This is a genomic window from Mesorhizobium sp. M1D.F.Ca.ET.043.01.1.1 (assembly GCF_003952385.1).
In the GTDB taxonomy this organism is placed as follows: Bacteria; Pseudomonadota; Alphaproteobacteria; order Rhizobiales; family Rhizobiaceae; genus Mesorhizobium.
Window position 1 is genome coordinate 3,172,787 of sequence record NZ_CP034444.1, and the last position, 19,560, is coordinate 3,192,346.

Sequence of the window (19,560 nt, forward strand, 5' to 3'; positions counted from 1 at the left end):
AAGAACACCATAAAAAATGATTTGGACGTTCCATTCTCAATGGAAATGGATTAATTCATCCATGCTTCTCTTTCACTTCAGTGGAGACAATCGACATGGTCGGAGTGGGCCTCATCGGCACAGGTTTCATGGGCAAATGCCACGCCATCGCCTGGAACGCGGTCGGCACCGTCTTTCCCGATGTCGACAAGCCGAAGCTGGTGCATCTGGGCGAGGTCAATGACGAACTGGCCAGGCGCAAGGCGAGCGAGTTCGGCTTCGCCAAGGCATCCGGCGACTGGCGCGCCGTGGTCGCCGATCCGGAGGTCGATGTCGTCTCGCTGACCACGCCCAACCAGTTCCATCCCGAAATGGCGATCGCCATCCTGGAAGCGGGCAAGCATCTGTGGTGCGAGAAGCCGATGGCGCCGAGTTTTGCCGAGGCCGAGGCCATGGCTAAGGCGGCCACGAAATCCGGCAAGGCCGCCGTGCTCGGCTACAACTACATCCAGAATCCGGCCATCCGCCATATCGGCGCGCTGCTCGAGGAAAAGATCATCGGCGACGTCAACCTCGTGCGCATCGAGATGGACGAGGATTTCATGGCCGACCCCGAGGCGCTGTTCTTCTGGAAGCACGAGGCGGCTTCCGGCTACGGCGCGCTCGACGATTTCGCGGTGCATCCGCTGTCGCTGATCAAGGTGCTGTTCGGCCGTGTCGCCCGCGTCATGTGCGACATGGTGAAACCCTATGCCGACCGCAAGGTCGCCACCGGCGGCCGCCGCGCGGTCGAGACCTACGACATCGCCAGCGTCCTGATGCATCTGGAGAACGGCGTCGCCGGCACGCTGCTGGTCAACCGTTCCGCCTGGGGCCGCAAGGGCCGCATCGCCATCCAGATCTTCGGCTCGAAGGGCTCGATTCTCTACGACCAGGAGCGGATGAACGAGTTCCAGCTCTACCTCACCGCCGACCGGCCGACCGAGCAGGGCTACCGCACCGTCCTTGTTGCGCCGCACCACAAGCCCTACGATTCCTTCCTCCCGGCGCCGGGCCATGGCCTTGGCTTCAACGACCTCAAGATGATCGAATGCCGCGAATTGCTGATGCGCATCGCCGGCAAGCCGGCGCGGATCATCGACTTCGACGAAGGGCTGGAGATCGAGCGCACCGTGCATGCGATGGCCCGGTCGTTCCAGGAACAACGCTGGATGGATGTGAGGTAAGGCCGCATCGCATCAGGTGGCAGTCGCCGAGCTGTTGATCTCCCAGCCTTCTACCCAGATCTGCCGCAACCCGTCGCCTTCGCCCTTGAACCACAAGCCGGTCGCCCGGCAGTCCTCGATGCGGTCGCTGCGGAAGTTGCGGATCGCCTGGCGTAGCTCACACCAGGCGACGATGTTGGCGGTCTCGGCATAGTAGATGAGCGCGATCGGGCGGATGATGCGCTGGGTGTCGCGGCCGGCCTCGTCGCGATAGGCAAGATCGAGCTTCTCCTCATCGCGGATGGTTCGGCGCACCAGGGCAAGATCGACCGCCGAAGCCGACGGCGCGGCAAAACCCCAGGCATGCAGCGCGTTGGCGTCGAGCGTCTGGCGCAAAGGCGGCGGCACCGCGCCGGCGATCTTGGCGCCGACGCGCTTCGCCGCCTGCTTGAGCTCGTCGTCGCCTGTGCGCTCAAGCATGGCCAGCGACAGCACGATCGCCTCCATCTCCTCGATCGAAAACATCAGCGGCGGCAGGTCGAAGCCGGGGCGCAGGATATAGCCGATGCCGCGCCCGCCCTCGATCGGCACGCGCATTGCCTGCAGGGCGGCGATGTCGCGATAGACCGAGCGCACCGTCACTTCCAATTGCTCGGCGATCGTCGCCGCGGTGACCGGCTTTTTGGCCAGCCGCAGGATCTGGATGATCTCGAACAGGCGCGAGGCCTTGCGCATTTCCTCACCCGGCTGCAACGCAACTGACACACCCCCGTCAGTTGGGGTGACCTATAGGGCCGCCTACCGGCTTGAAAATCAACAGATTCCTTTTTGCGCCCCGTCGGCGCGGCAACAGGCAACTGACATGAGTTACACGGAAAATCTCTGGCTCTTCTTCGTGCTTTTGTTCGGCATCATCGCCGTTCCGGGCATGGACATGCTGTTCGTGCTGGCCAATGCGCTGACCGGCGGACGCGACAGGGGGCTGGCGGCGACCGGCGGCATCATGCTGGGCGGCGCGGTGCACACGCTGAACGGCGCGATCGGCGTCGGCCTGCTGATGCATTTCGTGCCGGTCCTGTTCAAGCCGCTGCTGGTCGCCGGCGCCGCCTACATGGCCTATATCGGCATCGTTCTGATGCGCAGCTCGATCACCGTCGGCCATGATGGGCCCACCGGCAGCCGCTCTTCGTGGAAAGCCTTTCGCCAAGGGTTGGTCACCTGCCTGATCAATCCGAAGGCCTATCTCTTCATCATTGCCGTCTATCCGCAGTTCCTGAAGCCGGCTTACGGTCCGATCTGGATGCAGGCGACCGTGATGGGGCTGCTGACGGTCGCCACCCAGGCAGGCATCTATGGCGGGCTCGCCATCACCGCCGGCCGCAGCCGGGAGCTTTTGGTGGACAATCCACGAGCCACCATCCTTGCCGGACGGGCGGCCGGGCTGCTTTTGTTCGCGGTCTCGGTGTTCACGGCATGGGAAGGGCTGAGGGCGGCGTAGACGCCGCCCCCGTCCATGGAGATCAGGCGGCGCCCTGGCGGCTGGCGAGCATCTCACGCTTGACCGACCGGCGCCATTCGACGGCGCCGGCAAGGCCGTGCAGCACCGTCTCGGTGGTTGCCCAATCGATGCAGCCATCGGTGATGCTCTGGCCGTAGACGAGCGGCTTGCCGGGCACGACGTCCTGGCGGCCGGCGACGAGATTGCTCTCGATCATCACGCCGATGATGCGCTCGTCGCCTGCCGCCACCTGGCCCGCCACGTCGTGCGCGACTTTCGGCTGGTTCTCCGGCTTCTTGGCCGAGTTGGCGTGGCTGACGTCGATCATCAGGCGCGGCGCGACGCCGATGCGGGCGAGTTCCGCAGCGGCGGCATCGACGCTTGCCGCATCGAAGTTGGGCACAACGCCGCCGCGCAGGATGACGTGGCAGTCCTCGTTGCCGGTGGTCGCCGCAATGGCGCTGCGTCCGCCCTTGGTCACCGCCATGAAATGATGCGGCTGGGCGGCCGACTTCACCGCCTCGGCAGCGATTCTCAGATTGCCGTCGGTGCCGTTCTTGAAGCCGACCGGGCAGGAGAGCCCCGACGCCAGCTCGCGGTGGATCTGGCTTTCGGTGGTGCGCGCGCCGATGGCGCCCCAGGCGACGAGGTCGGCGATGTATTGCGGGATGGTCATGTCGAGGAACTCGGTCGCCGCCGGCAGGCCGAGATTGTTGACCGCCGACAGGACGTTGCGCGCCATGCGCAAGCCCTTCTCGATGTTGAAGCTACCGTCGAGTTCGGGATCGTTGATCAGGCCTTTCCAGCCGACCGTCGTGCGCGGTTTCTCAAAATAGACGCGCATGACGATCTCGAGCCGGTCGGCCAGGGCTTCGCGCAGCGCCGCCAGACGGCTGGCATAGTCAACGGCCGCGACCGGATCGTGGATGGAACAAGGGCCGACGATGACAAGCAGTCGATCGTCGGCCCCGGTCAGGATGGAATGGATGGCGTTGCGTGACGCTGCAACGGTGCGCGTCGCCGTGAGTGAGCGCGGTATCTCGCGCATCACCTCGTCCGGCGTGCTCAAGGCTCTGATTTCGGTGACCCGAAGGTCGTCTGTGGTGGTCAACACGGCTTTCTGCTCCTGGGTTAGGAGACCTGCCGGCTAAAACGAAAAAGCCGCCAGGTCTGGCGGCTTTTCGGATTTAGATGCTGCAATCTTCAGATCGAGCGCAATCCTCCCGCCGCCAGCGAGTTACCGTAGCTAAAGTACCAAAACGAGGCGGTCAGGTGGATCATGCGGCTCATATAGTCGATGCGAAGGCGCTTGTCACTACTCCCCGATCACGCCGGCTATGTTCTGGTCGTAGTCGACCAGCGAACCGGTCATCACGCCGGCTTGCGGGCTCAGCATGTAGGTGATCAGCCGGGCGAGCTGGGCCGGCTTCACCAGTTGGCCCATAGGTTGCGCGGCCTCGGCCTTTGCCAGCCAATCGTCGGGCGCGTCGTGCCACTTCTTCTGCACGATCGCCTCGCCCTCGGTGTCCATCCAGCCGGGCAGCACGGCGTTGCAGCGGATGCGGTTGCGCCGGTACGAGCTGGCGACATTCTTGGTCAGCGTCATCAGCGCGCCCTTGCTGGTCGAGTAGGGCGTGAGAAAGGACTGGCCGGCATGGGCCGACATCGACAGCACATTGACGATCGAGCCCGGCGCCTTGCGCTCCAAGAGATGCGCGACAAGACCCTGCATCAGGAAGAAGGGACCGCGCACATTGGTATCGAAGATCTGGTCGAACACCTCTTCGGTGGTTTCGACCAGCGAGCCGCGTGCCGAGGTGGCGGCGGCGTTGACCAGCGCGTTCAGCGTGCCGAAATGGGCGAGCGCGGTCGCAACGGCGCGCTTGCAGTCGGCGACCTTGGCGACGTCGGCGCCGATGAAGATGGCGTCGACGCCGTTCTTCTTCAGCGCAGCAGCCGCCTTGTCGCCCTTCTCCTGCGAGCGGCCGATCAGCGCCAGCGCGCGGCAGCCCTCGTCGGCCAAGGCTTCGGCGACGGCGAAGCCGATGCCCTGCGCGCCGCCGGTGACGATGGCGCGCGTTTCTGAATTGCGACCGGCCAAACCGTTCATCGCTCTGCTCCTGTAATCGAATTCGTTCAATCGACGCGGACGGTTTTGCCGGTCTTGGCCGACTGCAAGGCTGCGTCCGCGAGCTTCAGCGCAACGAGACCATCCTTGCCGCTCGGCGCCGCCTTCTTGCCCGCGGTTGCAGCGGCGATGAAAGCCGCGATCTCGTTGGCGTAGGCGTCGATGTAGCGGGTCATGAAGAAGTCGTGCAGCGGCGGGCGCGTGTAGCCCTTGTCGTTGGCGAGCTCGATCGAGACCGGCCGCTGGTTCTCGGCGGCGACCATGCCCTTCGAGCCATGCACCTCGATGCGCTGGTCGTAGCCATAGGTGGCGCGGCGCGAGTTGGAGATAACGGCCTGCTTGCCGGACGCGGTCTCGAGAATGACGCTGACGGAGTCGAAATCGCCGGCTTCGCCGATCTTCTTGTCCACCAGCACTGAAGCGTGCGCGCTGACGGCAACCGGCTCCTCACCGAGCAGGAAGCGCGCCATGTCGAAATCATGGATGGTCATGTCGCGAAAAATGCCGCCGGAGCGGGCGATGTAGTCGAGCGGCGGGGCGCCCGGATCGCGCGAGGTGATGGTGACCATCTCGACCGCGCCGATGGCGCCGTCATCGATCGCCTTGCGAACCGCGGCGAAATGCGGGTCGAAGCGGCGGTTGAAGCCGACCATCAGCGTCGCGCCGGCCTTCTCGACCACGGCCAGGCACTGCTCGACGCGCTTGACGTCGAGGTCGATCGGCTTCTCGCAGAAGATCGCCTTGCCGGCCTTGGCGAAGCGCTCGATGAGATCGGCATGGGTGTCGGTCGGGGTGCAGATGATGACGGCATCGATGTCCTTGGCCTGCTCGATGGCGTCGATGGTGCGCACGTCGGCGCCGTAGGCGGAGGCAAGCTCCGTTGCCGCTTTCTCGAAGGCGTCGGCCACGGCCACCAGTCTGGCCTGCGGGTTGGAGGCGACGGCGCGGGCATGCACCTTGCCGATACGGCCGGCGCCGAGAAGAGCGAAGCGGAGTGTCATGGAATGTCCTTTGAGGTGGTTCAGAAAGCTGTCCGCGCCTTCCGGCGCGGACGATTGGTCTTATCCCGTCGTGACGCCCGTCAGGCGGCCTGCAACTCGGCCTGTCCGGTCTTGGCGCCGGTGATATAGGCGACGATGTCGTTGCCGTCGGTTTCCTGCTTGCGCAGATTGGCGACGATGCGGCCCCGGCGGAAGACGACGATGCGGTCGACCAGGTCGAACACCTGGCGCATGTTGTGGCTGATCAGGATCAGCGGCTCGCCGCTTTCCTTGAGCGTGCGGATGATGTTCTCGACCTGCGCCGTCTCCTGCACGCCAAGCGCTGCCGTCGGCTCGTCCATGATGATCAGCTTGGAGGCGAAGGTCGCGGTGCGGGCGATCGCCACGCACTGGCGCTGGCCGCCGGACATGTGGCGGATGGTGCTGGAGAGGTTGGGGATCTTCACCGCCGTGCGGACCAGCGCTGCCTCCGTCGCCTTGCGCATGGCCTTGCGGTCGAGGATCGAGAAGGGGCCGAGGTTGAACAGCACCTTCTCGCGGCCGAGGAAGAGGTTCGACGGCACGTCGAGATCGTCGGCCAGAGCAAGGTTCTGGAACACGGTCTCGATGCCCGCCTCGCGCGCCTCGATCGGACCGGCGAAGTTCACTTCCTTGCCGTCGAACCAGATCTTGCCGTCGGTGCGCTGCTCGACGCCGGTGATCTGGCGCACGAAGGTCGACTTGCCGGCGCCGTTGTCGCCCATGATGGCGACATGCTCGCCCTTGCGCAGCTCGAAATTCGCCTCCTGCAGCGCGTGCACGCCGCCATAGTGCTTGGTGAGGTTTTCGGTCTTCAGAACGATGTCGGACATGGTCAAGCTCCTATCGCCCGGCGGCGCTGGCGCCATTGATCGAGAACGACTGCGCCGACGATGATCACGCCCTTGACCATCTCCTGGTAGTAGGCGTCGAGGCGCAGGAAGGTGAAGCCGGAGATGATGACGCCGAAGATCAGCGAGCCGATCACGGTGCCGATGATAGACCCGCGGCCGCCCGAGAGCGAGACGCCGCCGATGACCGCCATGGCGATGGCGTCGAGCTCGTACATGACACCCATGCCGGCCTGGGCGGTGAGGTTCTTGGAGGAGAGCACCACCGCGGCGATCGAGGCGAGGATGCCGGCAATCACATAGACCAGCACCTTGTGGTTGGCGATCTTGATGCCGGACATGCGCGCGGCATCCTCGTTGGAGCCGATGGCGTAGCAGTGCTTGCCGTATCGGGTGTAGCTCAAGATGAGCTGGAACAGGATCGCCAGCGAGATGAAGATGATGACCGGCATCAGCCCCTTGCCGATGGCCGCGAAGCTGTCGGTCGGGAACGAGATCGGCTGGCCTTTCGACCACCATTTGGCGATGCCGCGCGCCGTCACCATCATGCCGAGCGTGGCGATGAAGGGCGGGATGCGCGTATAGGCGATCAGCGCGCCATTGACCAGGCCGGCGATGAGGCCGCAAGAGATGGCGACGAGCAGCGGCACGATCACCGGCAGGTCGGTCCAGCCCTGCGCCAGGAACATCGCCTTGGGGTTGGGGTTGCCGTTGACCGTCGCTACCTGGGCAAAGCTCATGGCGATCATCGCCGTCGCGCCGACGATCGAGCCCGAGGACAGGTCGATGCCGCCGCTGATGATCACCTGCGTCACGCCGATGGCGATGATGCCGACGATCGAAACCTGCAGGATGATGATCTGCAGGCGGGCCTCGTTGAAGATCGCGTCGACGTTTTCGCGGGTGTTGAACAGAAAGCTGTCGCCGAGGAAGACACGGCCGATCAGCTCGAACGCGCCGACCAGAATGACGAGCGCCAGGAACACGTTGAACTCGGCCGGCCATGGGCGCTTCTTGGCGTCATAGCTCAGCCCGCCAATGCCATGCGATGTCTGTGACACGTCTTCTTCCTCCGAATGACCGCGCCCGTCCTTCTCCCGCCCGGTGGGGCGGGAGAAGGACGGGAGCGACGCCGCTTTGCCAGCGGCCGATTTCAGCCAGTCCGATGCATCGGAGCGCCGCTCCTTGCTTTGACGCAATTCCGTACGGAAAACCGCTGCGCACTTTTTCCTGGAATTGCTTCGGCGCAGCCTCAGTTCTTCTTCAGGAACTTGTCGATGTTGGCCGGCGTGACGAGCTGGAAGGGGATGTAGACCTTGTGCTCCACCTTCTCGCCCTTGGCGAGCTTCAGCGCCGCGTCGAGCGCGCCGGCGCCCTGGCCGGCCGCGTCCTGGAAGACCGTCACGTCGAGATCGCCCGCCTGCATCGCGGCCAGCGCGTCCTGGGTGGCGTCGACGCCGCCGACCACGACCGACTTCATGTCGATATTGGCGGCCTTCATCGCCTGGATGGCGCCGATGGCGCTTTCGTCGTTGTTGGCGATGACGCCGTCGAACGCCTTGCCGGACGACAGCCAGTTGGTCATCAGGTTCTGCGCCTCGTCGCGCTTCCAGTTCGAGGTCTGCTTGTCGATGATCTTGATGAAGTTGCAGTCCGGCGTGGCGATCACTTCCTCGATGTCCTTGGTGCGCTGCACCGCGGCCTGGTTGGAAAGCTCGCCCATGATCACATAGACATTGACTTCCTTCTTGCCGGCTTCCTTGAACAGGCGGCAGGCCTCCTTGGTCTCGAGCGTGCCGGATTCGGCCTCGTTCGAGGCGACAAAGGCCTGGTTGTCGGGCAGCTTGTCGACATTGACCGGCTCGCGGTTGACGTAGACCAGCGGAATCTTGGCCGCGGCCGCCGCATCCGACATCGCCTGGGTGGCCGAGGTGTCGACCGGATTGACGATGATGGCGTCGACGCCCGAAGCGGCGAAGTTCTTGATCTGGTCGAGCTGCTTGGCGACGTCGTTCTGCGCATCCTCGACCTGCAGCTCGACTCCGTCCATGCCCTTGGCCTGCGCGATCATGCCGTTGCGCAGCACGGTCAGGAAGTTGTCGTCGAAAAGAGCCATCGAAACGCCGATCTTGGCGGCGAAGGCGGACGAACTCATCAGCGCCGATAGCGCGACGCCCAAAAGCAGTTTCTTCATTTTAGTTTCTCCTCCACTTGGTGTCCGGCTGCACCGAATTGAACCGGAATCCCCGATCTGTCCGGGGAAACTCTCCCTATGGCCGTTCCGGAGGCGTTTTGCTTGCGCAAATGGAACGCCTGGCCTTCTGTTTGAAACAGTTGTTCCGGAACGAAAGAACCAAAACACCTAGTTGGTGAAATATTTATTCCATTTCGCTTGGCGACGTCAAGGGAGATTCGGAGTGGACATGCCGGTTTTTCGATCCCGACAGGGCTGCGGCGCCCTCCGCGGCGGGGCACCAGCGCGTTCTATGGCGGAATCCCGGGCGAAATTCCGCCGCGAAAGAATCCCATCAGTCTGATGGATCACATCATTCCCGCGGGCGGGCGGCTCAAATGTTTTCCGGCAGATAGATGTCGAAGGGCAGGAAGGTCTGTCCGGGCGCATTGGCGGCGCCGCTCTCGATGGCATGCGCCATCAGCCCGACAAGCTCGCGGCAAAGCGCGGCGAGCGGCGTCGAGATGACCATGGTGAGGATGTTGTCGGCGAGTGCCGCGCGCGACTCGGCGTTGATCTCGTTGCAGATGACCACAGGCATGTTTGCCGGCTTTGCCGCCCTGAGCGCCGCGACCGCGCCTTCCATGCCGCCGCCGGCGACATAGCAGCCGGCGAGGTCCGGATACCGGGCCAGAAGATCGAGCATCGCATCATGCGTCACCTGGTTGGCTTCCAGATTGACCAGAGTCTCCATCACGCTGAAGTCCGGCGCGTGCTCGCGAAAATAGGAGCGGAAGCCGATCTCGCGCAACTCATGGCCGTGGAAGCGGTGACTGCCGACGAACAGCGCGACCTTGCCGGGTTTTTTCGCGGCCTTGGCGATCATCCAGGCCGCGGTGCGCCCGACCTTGCGGTTGTCCAGCCCGACATAGCCCTCGCGGATGCCGGCAGCGAAGTCGGACAGCAGCGAGAAGACCGGCTGCCCCCTCGCCTTCAGCGCTTCCACCGCCGCCGTCAGCGTCGGATGATCCGGGCCGACGACGGCGATGGCCCTGGATTTCGCCGCCAGCCTGCGCATCTGGGCGGCGATCTCGTCGGGCGCCAGCGAGGCCGCGAAGTCGATGGTCGCGGTGCCGCGGAAGCGCTGCGACTGCGAGACCGCAAGTTCCAGCTCGCGCGCGAAGTCGCCGTAGAAGACATCATTGCCCCTGAGCAGCAGGAAGCCGAGGCGGTACTCCGGCAATTCCTGGCGCATGCGCTGCTTGATGAGGCCGGCGGCGTGATAGCCGATGTCGGTCGCGGCCTCGTAAACCCGGCGCGCCGTTTCCTCGCGTACCGGCAGACGGTTGTTCAGCACCCTGTCGACGGTGGCGACGCTGAAACCGGAAACGCGCGCGAGATCGGTGATTGTCGGCCGCTTTGCCATGAATGCTCCATCGTCTGCCCGACTCAGGATAGCTCACTGTGATAGAAAATGATAGAAACTATCTTCATGATGTTGAGACTATCATGAGGTAGCGCTATGGTGAAGTGGAAGCCAGCCATGCGCGAGCCCGGCACCGCCGAGGGCCATCCGCCAGGGCTGATGGAGGAACCCGCAATGACGGCAATCACGTCTCCGGCATCGTCCGGACGCGACTACAGCCTGACCGGCCGCGACGCCAGGCTCGCGGTCGAGAACGGGCTTGCGGCGGCCGAGTGGTATCACACCGAGATCCCGCGCAAAAAGATGAAGGAGCTGATGCAGCGCTCCGACCAGCCGGCGATCCGCGACACCGTCATCTGGCTCGCCGCGCTGATCCTCAGCGGCGCGGGCAGCGCCTGGTTCTGGGGCAGCTGGTGGTGCGTGCCGTTCTTCTTCGTCTACGGCACACTCTACGGCTCCTCGACCGATTCCCGCTGGCACGAATGCGGCCACGGCACGGCCTTCCGCACCCAGTGGATGAACGATGCCGTCTACCAGCTCGCCTGCTTCATGATCATGCGCAATCCGGTGACCTGGCGCTGGAGCCATACGCGCCACCACACCGACACCATCATCGTCGGCCGCGACCCGGAGATCGCAGTCATGCGGCCGCCGGAACTTCTGTGCGTGGCGTTGAACTTCTTCGGCATTGTCGACGCCTGGCACGCGATGGTCGACATGGTGCGCAATGCCGCCGGCGTCGTCAGCGCCGCGGAAAAGACCTTCATCCCGGAACAGGAGCAGCCGAAGGCGATCCGCGCCGCCCGCGTCTGGCTCGCCGTCTACATCGCGACCATCGCGCTGGCGCTCTACCTGCATTCCTGGCTGCCGCTGATGCTGGTCGGCCTGCCGCGCCTCTACGGCGCCTGGCATCACGTCATGACCGGACTGCTGCAGCATGGCGGCCTCGCCGACAATGTCATCGACCACCGCCTGAACAGCCGCACGGTGCTGATGAACCCGATCAGCCGGTTCATCTACTGGAACATGAACTACCATGTGGAGCACCACATGTTCCCGATGGTGCCTTATCACGCGCTGCCCAGGCTGCACGAAATGATCAAGCACGACCTGCCGGCGCCGACGCCGTCGATCCTCGCCGGCTATCGCGAGATGATCCCGGCCTTCCTGCGCCAGCTGCGCAACGAGGAGTATTTCCTCAGGCGCGAGCTGCCGCCGACGGCAAAGCCTTACCGGGAAGAGCTGCACAACGACAATCCGGTGGCGGCTGCGGCCGAGTGACCGGTTCACAAACGCTGACCATCCATTTGCCGGAGGACGACATGAGCGACTGGGTCGAGGCCTGCGCGGCCGGAGACATCGACGAAGAGGACGTGATCCGGTTCGACCATGCCGGCCGCACCTATGCCATCTACCGCAGCCCGGACGACGAGTATTTCGCGACCGACGGCCTGTGCTCGCATGAGAAGGTGCATCTGGCCGACGGGCTGGTGATGGACGACATCATCGAATGCCCCAAGCACAATGGCCGATTCAACTACAAGACCGGCGACGCACGCGGCGCACCGGTCTGCGTCAACCTCAGGACCTACCCGGTCAAGGTCGACGCCGGCAAAGTCCTCATTCAGCTCGGTTGACGGCGATGACGGGAGGAATGGTGATCATCGGCGCCGGCGAATGCGGCGGGCGCGCAGCGCTTACGCTGCGCGATCTCGGCTATGAAGGGCCGGTGACGCTGGTGGGCGACGAGCCGCATCTGCCCTACGAGCGGCCGCCGCTGTCGAAGGATGCGATGACCAGCGAGGCGCCGCTCATCAAGGCGATCGCCAGCGACGAGCTCCTGGCCGAGCGTTCCATCCGCCACATCCACTCCGTCCGCGCCGTTGCGGTCGATCGCGCCGGGCATAGGGTGAGCCTGTCCGACGGCTCTTCCCTTTCTTACGACAAGCTGCTGCTCGCGACCGGATCCCTGCCGCGCAAGCTGCCGATGCCGGGCCTTGGCGGGCGCTGCGTTTATCTCAGGACCTTCAACGACGCGCTCGCCATCCGCGCCCATCTTAAGCCCGAGAACCGCGTCGCCATCATCGGCGGCGGCTTCATCGGCCTCGAGCTCGCCGCCTCGGCGCGCAAGCTTGGCGCCGCGGTCACCGTCATCGAAGCGCAGCCGCGCATCCTGATGCGCGGCGTGCCGGCCGAGATCGCCGAGGTCATCCACAAGGCGCATGAGGCCGAAGCCGTGAACGTCCTCACCGGCCAGGGCATCACGGCGATCGAAGATGGCGGCACGGAGGTACGCATCACGCTTGCCGATGGCAGCGGGGTCGTGGCCGACCTGGTCGTGATCGGGATCGGCGCGGTACCGGTGACGGCGCTCGCCGCCGAGGCAGGGCTTGCCATCGACAACGGAATCGCCGTCGACGCCGAGCTGCGCACCGCCGATCCGGACATCTTCGCCGCCGGCGACTGCTGCTCGTTTCCGCTCGCCATCTATGGCGGCCGGCGCGTGCGGCTGGAAGCCTGGCGCAACGCACAGGAGCAGGGCGCGCTCGCGGCGACGAACATGCTCGGCGCCAACGAGGCGCATGCCGCCGTGCCGTGGTTCTGGTCGGATCAGTATTGGCTGACGCTGCAGATAGCCGGGCTTTCCGACGAGGGCCGCTCGATCGTGCGGCGCGACCTCGACGACGGCGCCTTCATCCTGTTCCACCTGGCCGAGGACGGACGGCTGGTTGCGGCCAGCGGCATCGGCCCGGGCAATGCGGTGGCGCGCGACATCCGGCTGGCCGAGATGCTGATCGCGAAACGGGCGGCGCCGGCGCCGGAGGCGCTCGGCTCGCAAACAGTCAAGCTGAAGTCACTGCTGGCGGCGTGAGCGGCGCTATCAGCCAGTCAAAGGTGAGAGACAAAGATGGCACGCAACAGACCGACCGTCGCCGATCTGCAGGCGCTGAAGGGCAAGCGCCAGCTTTCCAAGCTGCGCGTCTTCTCGCTGGAGGAGGCGGAGGCAGCCGAGCGCGCAGGCATCGACCTCATCTCGGTCCCTTACGACGTGATGTTCGACCCGCGCTTTCGCGATGCCGCGCCGACCTGCTTTGCCATTCCGGGCGACGAACGCATGAAGCTCGGCGCAACCACAAACGAGATCCTGCGCATGGCGGTAAAGCTGCGCGCGGCCGGTGCGGACGCCATGTATTGCTCGGCCAGCCTGCAGACCATCCGCCGCCTGCGCGACGAGCACATTCCAGTCTGCGGCCATGTCGGCCTGATCCCGGCGCATGCGACCTGGACAGGCGGCTTCAAGGCCGTCGGCAAGACCGCCGAGAGCGCTGCCTTGGTGTGGAAGCAGGTCAAGGACCTCGAAGCCGCCGGCGCCTTCGCGGCCGAGATCGAAGTGGTGCCGGCGGCCGTCGCCGGCGCCATCTCGCGGCGTACGCCGCTGATCATGATCTCGATGGGCGCGGGTGCCGGCTGCGACGCGCAATACCTGTTCTCGGAAGACGTGCTCGGCACCAATCGCGGCCATTATCCGCGGCATGCCAAGCGCTATCGCGACTTCGCGGCGGAATTCGACCGCCTCCAGAACGAACGCATCGCCGCCTTCCGCGAATATGCCGACGACATCCAGTCCGGCGCCTATCCGGGACCGCGCCACATGGTCGAGGCTGATGCCGAGGAAATGCACAAGTTCGAGGCGTATCTCGCCTCGGAAGGGTACTGAGGCCCCTCGGGCCCCTAGAACAGCGCCTTCAGTTCGTCCAGCTTGTCGTTGACCAGCCAGCCGTAATAGTTCTCCTCGGGCAGCTTTTCCGCTTCGCCAGCGGCGCGGCGCTTCTCGTTCTCCTCCTTCAGCGCATAGGCGCGCTGCTCGGGATTGCCGACATTGTAGAGCGTCGCAGTCAGGCCCGGATTGTGCGAGATGTCGAAGCCGGCGATGCTTCTATAGGCGTCGATCGACTTCCTGATGGTCGCGGCGACGTAAGGCAGCGTCAGGTCCGGATCCATGATGGTCTTGTAGACCGTGTTCGGATCGTTGACGTCGAGCTCGGGCAGGCCGGAGACCTTGTGCACAAGATCGCTCATCTGCAGCGCCGTCAGCGGGTTGAGCTGGCCGAGCCCAAATGTCTGGCCGGCATAGTAGGGCTGGAAAAAGGTGGCGCCGAAGCGGTCGTTGGGGAAGCTGGTTCCGCCGACGGTCTTGCCGCGGAAGGAATGGTTCCACACCTGCTCGCGGCATTCCCAAAGATCGTAGCTGTCGTCCGTGCCCGAGCATTTCCTGAATTCCGGACGCTGGACGAAATCGCTGACGTCCTCGCCGTCATAGGCGAAGGTGAGCTTGCTCGACAGATAGGACATCGCCTTGACGTAATAGGTCTGCAGCCGGTCGTAGGCGTCGACATTGTAGGTGTGCTCGCCGACGATGGCGCCGACGATATGCATCGGATCGATACCGTAGGTGGCCGCCACTTTCGTGATCTTGGCGCGAAGCTCGGCATCGTTCCGCAAGAGCGCGTAGACCTTGCGATACTTGGCCTGGAAGGTGGTGTTGGTGGCCTGGGTGCGCCGGCTGGAAGCGCCCGGGATATCCGGCTGCACGCCGTTGCGATTGCCCGGCGGCACCATGGTTGCGGCATCGGCTATCGATATGGCCGATGCCAAAGCCAGGCCGAGAAAGAGGAGGATAAGCTTCTTCATGCGCCGCCGCCCTGGACCGGCTCAGCTGTCGCCGATCCGTTCCAACCACTTATTTTTACACAATTTCAGACGGAAAACCGCTGCGCACTTTTCCTGAAATTGCCTTCGAAATCGGCGGCAACCTAGGTAAAGGCGGCAGGAGAGTCGAGAGAAGGCAACAGCATGTCACCAAGAATGGTGGCCAGTTGCTTCCATTTGGCCACACTTTGGATTTCGGGCCGGCACATATGCCGGCCCGAAATGAACTCGGCGGTCAGAGGATGAACCGCGACAGATCGGTATTGCGCGACAGGTCGCCGACATGCTTCTGCACGTAGTCGGCATCGATGGTGACCTTCGTGCCGTTGCGGTCCGGCGCGTCGTAGGAGATTTCGTCCAGCACCCGCTCCATCACCGTCTGCAGGCGCCTGGCGCCGATGTTCTCGACGCTGGCGTTGAGGTCGACGGCGATGCCGGCGAGCGAATCGATGGCATTGTCGGTGAAGGTGAGATCGACGCCTTCGGTCTTCATCAGCGCGATATACTGCTTGATGAGGCTGGCCTCGGTCTCGGTGAGGATGCGGACGAAATCCTCTTTCTCCAGCGCGCGCAATTCGACGCGGATCGGCAGGCGGCCCTGCAGCTCGGGCAGCAGGTCCGACGGCTTGGAGACGTGGAACGCGCCCGAGGCGATGAACAGGATGTGGTCCGTCTTGATCGGCCCGTATTTGGTCGCAACCGTCGTGCCTTCGACCAGCGGCAGCAGGTCGCGCTGCACGCCTTCACGTGAAACGCCGGCGCCGATGCCGCCTTCGCGCGAGGCGATCTTGTCGATCTCGTCGATGAAGACGATGCCGTCGTTCTCGGCCGATTCCAGCGCCCGCCGCACCACCTCGTCCTGATCGAGCAGCTTGTCGGACTCGTCATTGACCAGAAGCGCATAGGAATCGCGCACCGTGGTCTTGCGGCTCTTGGTCCTGCGGCCGCCCATCGCCTTCGACAGCATGTCGTTGATGTTGAGCACGCCGATGTTGGCGCCGGGCATGCCGGGGATCTCGAAGCCGGGCATGCCGCCGGAGCCGGTGTCGGCCACCTCGATCTCGATCTCCTTGTCGTCGAGCTCGCCGTCGCGCAGCCTCTTGCGGAAACTATCGCGGGTGGCCGGGCTCGCCGTCTTGCCGACGAGCGCCTCCAGCACGCGCTCCTCGGCGTTAACCTGGGCGCGCGCGCTGACGTCCTCGCGCATCTTCTCGCGCGTCAGGCCGATGGCGACCTCGACCAGGTCGCGCACGATCTGCTCGACGTCGCGGCCGACATAGCCGACCTCGGTGAACTTGGTGGCCTCGACCTTGACGAAGGGCGCGCCGGCGAGCCGCGCCAGGCGGCGCGAGATCTCGGTCTTGCCGACGCCGGTCGGGCCGATCATCAGGATGTTCTTCGGCATCACCTCTTCGCGCATCTGGCCTTCCAGCTGCTGGCGGCGCCAGCGGTTGCGCAGGGCGATCGCCACGGCGCGCTTGGCGTCCTTCTGGCCGATGATGAAGCGGTCGAGTTCGGAAACGATTTCGCGGGGGGAGAAGGTGCTCATAATACTCAAATTCCACTTTGCCACTGCTTGATGGACTCGAACGGATGCAGCAGCATGATCACGTTGAGCGTCAGATTGTCCCGGATGATGTAGCCCGTGCCGAACTCGAAAATGAGCGCCAGGGCCACGATCACCCATATAGGGAGCTTTCGCGCCATCACAAATCCCAGCACCATGAACAGCGTGTCGGACACCGAGTTGATGACGCTGTCGCCGTAGTAGTTGAGAGAGATAGTGCCGGCGCGGTAGCGGTCGATGATGAAGGGGCTGTTTTCCAGGAGTTCCCAGCCGCCCTCGATGAGGACGGCGAAGGCCAGCCTCAGCCCGACCGGCGAGCGCGGGAACAGGAACGTTGCCAGCGCGTAGAACAGGAAGCCGTGGATGACGTGCGAGAAGGTGTACCAGTCGGCGATGTGCTGGGAATTCTCCGAGCTGTTCACCACGCCATGCCAGAGCTTGACGTAGCCGCAGGTGCAGATCGGCGGATGGCCCATGCCGTAGAGGACGCCGGCCTGGAAAACGACCAGGGCGAGCACGAGCAGCAGCCCCATGCGCCAGCTGTCCTCATAGGCCGAGAGCGTCTTGTCTTCGCCAAGCGTGTTCATCCGGTCATTCCCCCTCTTCTTCGTCGCTTTCGGCCGCATCGACGGCCATCAGCACGACGTCCCCATATTGGGATTGCCTGCGGCCGATCGGCCTGAAGCCGGCCTTTTCATAGGCGCGGATGGCGCGGCCGTTGTCGGGATGCGGATCGATGATGACGCGCGGCGCGCCTTCCTCGAACAGCGCTTCCACGAACTGGCGCACGATTGCCGAGCCGTGGCCGATGCCGACCAGGTCCGGCGGGCCGATCGACAGATCGATGCCGAGCGTGCCGAATGGCTGGTCGGCGTAAGGATGGTCGTCCTCAAGATGCGGATCGTAGCTCTGCAGGTAGGCGATCGGCCTGCCGTTCAGCTCGACGATCAGCGGCTCGCACGAAACCGAATCGATGTGCTCGCGGATCTCGGCGATCTCCTTTTGCGGATCGTCCCACCACTGGGCGACATGCGGCTCGGCAAGCCAGCGGGCGATCATCGGCAGGTCCTTTTCGGTGACCGGCCGGAAATCGTAGCTATCGTCCTGTTCGACCATGATCTTTTCCAAAAACCGGTTCCCACTTTTTGGGATCATGGCCGGTTGCCTCAGGCGGCATCGAGCGTTTCGACGACGAAGTTGCTGTTGGTGTAGACGCAGATATCGGCCGCGATCTGCATCGCCTTGCGGGCGATCTCCTCGGCGTCCTTGTCGGTGTCCATCAGCGCGCGGGCAGCGGCCAGCGCATAGTTGCCGCCGGAGCCGATGGCCATGACGCCATGTTCCGGCTCGAGCACGTCGCCGGTGCCGGTCAGGGCCAGCGAGACCGACTTGTCGGCGACCAGCATCATCGCTTCCAGGCGGCGCAGATAGCGGTCGGTGCGCCAGTCCTTGGCGAGCTCGACGCAGGCGCGCGTCAGCTGGTCGGGATATTGTTCGAGCTTGGCCTCAAGGCGCTCGAGCAGGGTGAAGGCGTCGGCGGTGGCGCCGGCAAAACCGGCAATGACGCTGCCGGCCTTGCCGATGCGGCGCACCTTGCGGGCGTTGCCCTTCATGATGGTCTGGCCAAGGCTGACCTGGCCGTCGCCGGCGATCACAACCTTGTTGCCCTTACGCACGGTGACGATGGTCGTGGCGTGCATGGTGAGTTCATTCGACATTTCCGGCTCCGATTCGCGCTATCCCTTCTAAATGGCGATTGGCGCGGTACGAGTGACTTTGATCGCCATATGTATGCACCGGGCGAGTGATTGCAAACCGCCTGCGGCAACGCCGATACCGCCTGGATTGGCAACTGGCAATCGCCGGATCATGCTGATAGAAGGCTCTCGTTTTCAAGCCCGCGCCTCCGAACAGGACAGACTGATGCCGCCCCGGTCCGCAGAAATCAGCCGCAAGACCAAGGAAACCGAGATTACCGTGTCGGTCCATGTCGACGGCAAAGGCAAATCCGACATTTCGACGGGCGTCGGCTTCTTCGACCATATGCTCGACCAGCTGTCGCGCCATTCGCTGGTCGATATGACGATCAAGGCCAAGGGCGATCTGCACATCGACGACCACCACACGGTCGAGGATACCGGCATCGCGATCGGCCAGGCGCTGAGCAAGGCTTTGGGCGAGCGACGCGGCATCATGCGCTATGCCTCGATCGACCTGGCGATGGACGAGACGCTGACAAGGGCGGCGATCGATGTTTCCGGCCGGCCGTTCCTGGTCTGGAACGTCGTCTTCTCGTCGCCGAAGATCGGCACCTTCGACACCGAGCTGGTGCGCGAATTCTTCCAGGCGCTGGCCCAGAATGCCGGCATCACGCTGCATGTGACCAATCATTACGGCGCCAACAACCACCATATCGCCGAGACCTGCTTCAAGGCAGTGGCCAGGGTTCTGCGCGCGGCGCTGGAGCCCGATCCGCGCCAGCCCGAAGCGGTGCCGTCCACCAAGGGATCCCTGAAAGGATAGCCCTATGGCCATCTATGTCGTGATGGAGCCTCCGACAGGCGGCAACAAGGCCGAGGATGCGACCCTGGTGCGCGACGGCTTCACCTGGCTCGGCTTCCTGTTCTCGCCGGTCTGGCTCGCCTGGCACCGGCTGTGGATCGAGGCCCTGCTCACCTTCGTCGTCATGGCGGTACTGTCGGTGCTCGGCGAAAAGCTCGGCCTCGAATGGGCCGGATCGGCCCTGTCGCTCTTGGTGTCGCTCTATATCGGGCTCGAAGGTCAAGGCCTGCGGATATCGGCGCTGCGCCGCCGCGGCTGGCGGGAATGGGGGGTGGTCGAGGCCGGCACGCTCGGTGACGCGGAGGTCCGCCACGCGCTGGAAACCGACGAGCGCACCGAAGAGCAGGCGCCGATGCCGCGCATCGTTCCCGATACGAGCCTGGCGCGCCCGGCGCAGACGGGCATGGCGCTGGGGCTGACCCATACGCCCGGAAGGCCCTGA

At 64.3% G+C, this 19,560-nt stretch carries 21 protein-coding genes; 8 read left to right on the forward strand and 13 right to left on the reverse strand.

Annotated elements, in window-relative coordinates; genetic code table 11:
- Nucleotides 1-95 precede the first annotated feature (95 nt).
- Nucleotides 96-1,205: a Gfo/Idh/MocA family oxidoreductase gene (locus EJ067_RS15370; protein WP_126086497.1), complete on the forward strand. Its 1,110-nt coding sequence runs from the start codon at nucleotides 96-98 to the stop codon at nucleotides 1,203-1,205.
- Nucleotides 1,206-1,217: 12 nt separating this feature from the next.
- Here EJ067_RS15370 and EJ067_RS15375 read toward each other — a convergent pair whose 3' ends face one another.
- Complete coding sequence (locus EJ067_RS15375) at nucleotides 1,218-1,919, reverse strand: YafY family protein (RefSeq protein ID WP_126086498.1); 702 nt, start codon at nucleotides 1,917-1,919, stop codon at nucleotides 1,218-1,220.
- Nucleotides 1,920-2,046: 127 nt separating this feature from the next.
- Here EJ067_RS15375 and EJ067_RS15380 point away from each other — a divergent pair, with 127 nt between their 5' ends.
- Nucleotides 2,047-2,682: a LysE family translocator gene (locus EJ067_RS15380; RefSeq protein ID WP_126086499.1), complete on the forward strand. Its 636-nt coding sequence runs from the start codon at nucleotides 2,047-2,049 to the stop codon at nucleotides 2,680-2,682.
- Between the two features lie 22 nt (nucleotides 2,683-2,704).
- On the opposite strand, the gene EJ067_RS15385 is transcribed toward EJ067_RS15380, so the two are convergent.
- From EJ067_RS15385 to EJ067_RS15415, 7 genes are all read right to left on the reverse strand, one after another.
- Nucleotides 2,705-3,796: a 3-deoxy-7-phosphoheptulonate synthase gene (locus EJ067_RS15385; RefSeq protein WP_126086500.1), complete on the reverse strand. Its 1,092-nt coding sequence runs from the start codon at nucleotides 3,794-3,796 to the stop codon at nucleotides 2,705-2,707.
- Nucleotides 3,797-3,997: 201 nt separating this feature from the next.
- Nucleotides 3,998-4,792: an SDR family oxidoreductase gene (locus tag EJ067_RS15390; protein ID WP_126086501.1), complete on the reverse strand. Its 795-nt coding sequence runs from the start codon at nucleotides 4,790-4,792 to the stop codon at nucleotides 3,998-4,000.
- Nucleotides 4,793-4,818: 26 nt separating this feature from the next.
- Nucleotides 4,819-5,811, reverse strand: a complete 993-nt coding sequence (iolG, locus tag EJ067_RS15395; protein ID WP_126086502.1) for an inositol 2-dehydrogenase — start codon at nucleotides 5,809-5,811, stop codon at nucleotides 4,819-4,821.
- Nucleotides 5,812-5,891: 80 nt separating this feature from the next.
- Nucleotides 5,892-6,662 (reverse strand): ATP-binding cassette domain-containing protein, encoded by a 771-nt coding sequence (locus EJ067_RS15400; RefSeq protein ID WP_126086503.1) that lies wholly within the window; start codon nucleotides 6,660-6,662, stop codon nucleotides 5,892-5,894.
- A gap of 2 nt (nucleotides 6,663-6,664) precedes the next feature.
- Nucleotides 6,665-7,741: an ABC transporter permease gene (locus EJ067_RS15405; protein ID WP_126086504.1), complete on the reverse strand. Its 1,077-nt coding sequence runs from the start codon at nucleotides 7,739-7,741 to the stop codon at nucleotides 6,665-6,667.
- A gap of 191 nt (nucleotides 7,742-7,932) precedes the next feature.
- Nucleotides 7,933-8,874: a sugar ABC transporter substrate-binding protein gene (locus EJ067_RS15410; RefSeq protein ID WP_126086505.1), complete on the reverse strand. Its 942-nt coding sequence runs from the start codon at nucleotides 8,872-8,874 to the stop codon at nucleotides 7,933-7,935.
- Nucleotides 8,875-9,247: 373 nt separating this feature from the next.
- Nucleotides 9,248-10,279 carry a LacI family DNA-binding transcriptional regulator gene (locus EJ067_RS15415; protein ID WP_126086506.1) on the reverse strand — a complete coding sequence of 344 codons (1,032 nt, stop codon included), beginning with the start codon at nucleotides 10,277-10,279 and terminating at the stop codon, nucleotides 9,248-9,250.
- 174 nt (nucleotides 10,280-10,453) lie between these two features.
- On the opposite strand from EJ067_RS15415, the gene EJ067_RS15420 reads away from it, so the two are divergent.
- The 4 genes from EJ067_RS15420 to EJ067_RS15435 are packed head-to-tail and all read left to right on the forward strand — an operon-like array spanning nucleotide 10,454 to nucleotide 13,997.
- Entirely contained in the window at nucleotides 10,454-11,560 is a 1,107-nt protein-coding gene (locus EJ067_RS15420) for a fatty acid desaturase family protein (protein ID WP_126089628.1), read from the forward strand.
- A 41-nt stretch (nucleotides 11,561-11,601) separates the two neighbouring features.
- Nucleotides 11,602-11,916: a MocE family 2Fe-2S type ferredoxin gene (locus tag EJ067_RS15425; protein WP_126089629.1), complete on the forward strand. Its 315-nt coding sequence runs from the start codon at nucleotides 11,602-11,604 to the stop codon at nucleotides 11,914-11,916.
- Between the two features lie 5 nt (nucleotides 11,917-11,921).
- The gene (locus tag EJ067_RS15430; protein ID WP_126086507.1) at nucleotides 11,922-13,151 is read left to right on the forward strand and encodes an FAD-dependent oxidoreductase; all 1,230 of its coding nucleotides are present in this window, start codon (nucleotides 11,922-11,924) and stop codon (nucleotides 13,149-13,151) included.
- A 36-nt stretch (nucleotides 13,152-13,187) separates the two neighbouring features.
- The gene (locus EJ067_RS15435) at nucleotides 13,188-13,997 is read left to right on the forward strand and encodes a 3-methyl-2-oxobutanoate hydroxymethyltransferase (protein WP_126086508.1); all 810 of its coding nucleotides are present in this window, start codon (nucleotides 13,188-13,190) and stop codon (nucleotides 13,995-13,997) included.
- A gap of 14 nt (nucleotides 13,998-14,011) precedes the next feature.
- Here the strand turns inward: EJ067_RS15435 and EJ067_RS15440 are convergent, their stop codons facing one another.
- The 5 genes from EJ067_RS15440 to hslV form a co-directional block, all read right to left on the reverse strand.
- The gene (locus EJ067_RS15440) at nucleotides 14,012-14,971 is read right to left on the reverse strand and encodes a DUF1402 family protein (RefSeq protein ID WP_126086509.1); all 960 of its coding nucleotides are present in this window, start codon (nucleotides 14,969-14,971) and stop codon (nucleotides 14,012-14,014) included.
- Between the two features lie 253 nt (nucleotides 14,972-15,224).
- On the reverse strand, nucleotides 15,225-16,538 hold the full coding sequence (hslU, locus tag EJ067_RS15445; RefSeq protein WP_126086510.1) for an ATP-dependent protease ATPase subunit HslU: 1,314 nt from the start codon (nucleotides 16,536-16,538) through the stop codon (nucleotides 15,225-15,227).
- A gap of 5 nt (nucleotides 16,539-16,543) precedes the next feature.
- Complete coding sequence (locus tag EJ067_RS15450) at nucleotides 16,544-17,143, reverse strand: DUF2585 domain-containing protein (RefSeq protein ID WP_126086511.1); 600 nt, start codon at nucleotides 17,141-17,143, stop codon at nucleotides 16,544-16,546.
- A gap of 4 nt (nucleotides 17,144-17,147) precedes the next feature.
- On the reverse strand, nucleotides 17,148-17,672 hold the full coding sequence (locus tag EJ067_RS15455; protein WP_126086512.1) for a GNAT family N-acetyltransferase: 525 nt from the start codon (nucleotides 17,670-17,672) through the stop codon (nucleotides 17,148-17,150).
- A gap of 50 nt (nucleotides 17,673-17,722) precedes the next feature.
- Nucleotides 17,723-18,274, reverse strand: a complete 552-nt coding sequence (gene hslV, locus EJ067_RS15460) for an ATP-dependent protease subunit HslV (RefSeq protein ID WP_126086513.1) — start codon at nucleotides 18,272-18,274, stop codon at nucleotides 17,723-17,725.
- 205 nt (nucleotides 18,275-18,479) lie between these two features.
- Between hslV and hisB the strand changes: the two genes are divergently transcribed.
- Nucleotides 18,480-19,079 carry an imidazoleglycerol-phosphate dehydratase HisB gene (gene hisB / locus EJ067_RS15465; protein WP_126086514.1) on the forward strand — a complete coding sequence of 200 codons (600 nt, stop codon included), beginning with the start codon at nucleotides 18,480-18,482 and terminating at the stop codon, nucleotides 19,077-19,079.
- Between the two features lie 4 nt (nucleotides 19,080-19,083).
- A complete protein-coding gene (locus EJ067_RS15470) occupies nucleotides 19,084-19,560 on the forward strand; it encodes a DUF2628 domain-containing protein (protein WP_126086515.1) in 477 nt (158 codons plus the stop codon).

Coding starts and splice junctions, on each gene's coding strand:
- EJ067_RS15435 (WP_126086508.1), top strand. CDS start 13,188: ATGGCACGCAACAGACCGACCGTCGCCGATCTGCAGGCGCTGAAGGGC.
- EJ067_RS15450 (WP_126086511.1), bottom strand. CDS start 17,143: ATGAACACGCTTGGCGAAGACAAGACGCTCTCGGCCTATGAGGACAGC.
- hisB (WP_126086514.1), top strand. CDS start 18,480: ATGCCGCCCCGGTCCGCAGAAATCAGCCGCAAGACCAAGGAAACCGAG.
- EJ067_RS15375 (WP_126086498.1), bottom strand. CDS start 1,919: ATGCGCAAGGCCTCGCGCCTGTTCGAGATCATCCAGATCCTGCGGCTG.
- EJ067_RS15370 (WP_126086497.1), top strand. CDS start 96: ATGGTCGGAGTGGGCCTCATCGGCACAGGTTTCATGGGCAAATGCCAC.
- EJ067_RS15420 (WP_126089628.1), top strand. CDS start 10,454: ATGACGGCAATCACGTCTCCGGCATCGTCCGGACGCGACTACAGCCTG.
- hslU (WP_126086510.1), bottom strand. CDS start 16,538: ATGAGCACCTTCTCCCCCCGCGAAATCGTTTCCGAACTCGACCGCTTC.
- EJ067_RS15380 (WP_126086499.1), top strand. CDS start 2,047: ATGAGTTACACGGAAAATCTCTGGCTCTTCTTCGTGCTTTTGTTCGGC.
- EJ067_RS15425 (WP_126089629.1), top strand. CDS start 11,602: ATGAGCGACTGGGTCGAGGCCTGCGCGGCCGGAGACATCGACGAAGAG.
- EJ067_RS15390 (WP_126086501.1), bottom strand. CDS start 4,792: ATGAACGGTTTGGCCGGTCGCAATTCAGAAACGCGCGCCATCGTCACC.
- EJ067_RS15470 (WP_126086515.1), top strand. CDS start 19,084: ATGGCCATCTATGTCGTGATGGAGCCTCCGACAGGCGGCAACAAGGCC.
- hslV (WP_126086513.1), bottom strand. CDS start 18,274: ATGTCGAATGAACTCACCATGCACGCCACGACCATCGTCACCGTGCGT.
- EJ067_RS15455 (WP_126086512.1), bottom strand. CDS start 17,672: ATGGTCGAACAGGACGATAGCTACGATTTCCGGCCGGTCACCGAAAAG.
- iolG (WP_126086502.1), bottom strand. CDS start 5,811: ATGACACTCCGCTTCGCTCTTCTCGGCGCCGGCCGTATCGGCAAGGTG.
- EJ067_RS15440 (WP_126086509.1), bottom strand. CDS start 14,971: ATGAAGAAGCTTATCCTCCTCTTTCTCGGCCTGGCTTTGGCATCGGCC.
- EJ067_RS15415 (WP_126086506.1), bottom strand. CDS start 10,279: ATGGCAAAGCGGCCGACAATCACCGATCTCGCGCGCGTTTCCGGTTTC.
- EJ067_RS15410 (WP_126086505.1), bottom strand. CDS start 8,874: ATGAAGAAACTGCTTTTGGGCGTCGCGCTATCGGCGCTGATGAGTTCG.
- EJ067_RS15430 (WP_126086507.1), top strand. CDS start 11,922: ATGACGGGAGGAATGGTGATCATCGGCGCCGGCGAATGCGGCGGGCGC.
- EJ067_RS15400 (WP_126086503.1), bottom strand. CDS start 6,662: ATGTCCGACATCGTTCTGAAGACCGAAAACCTCACCAAGCACTATGGC.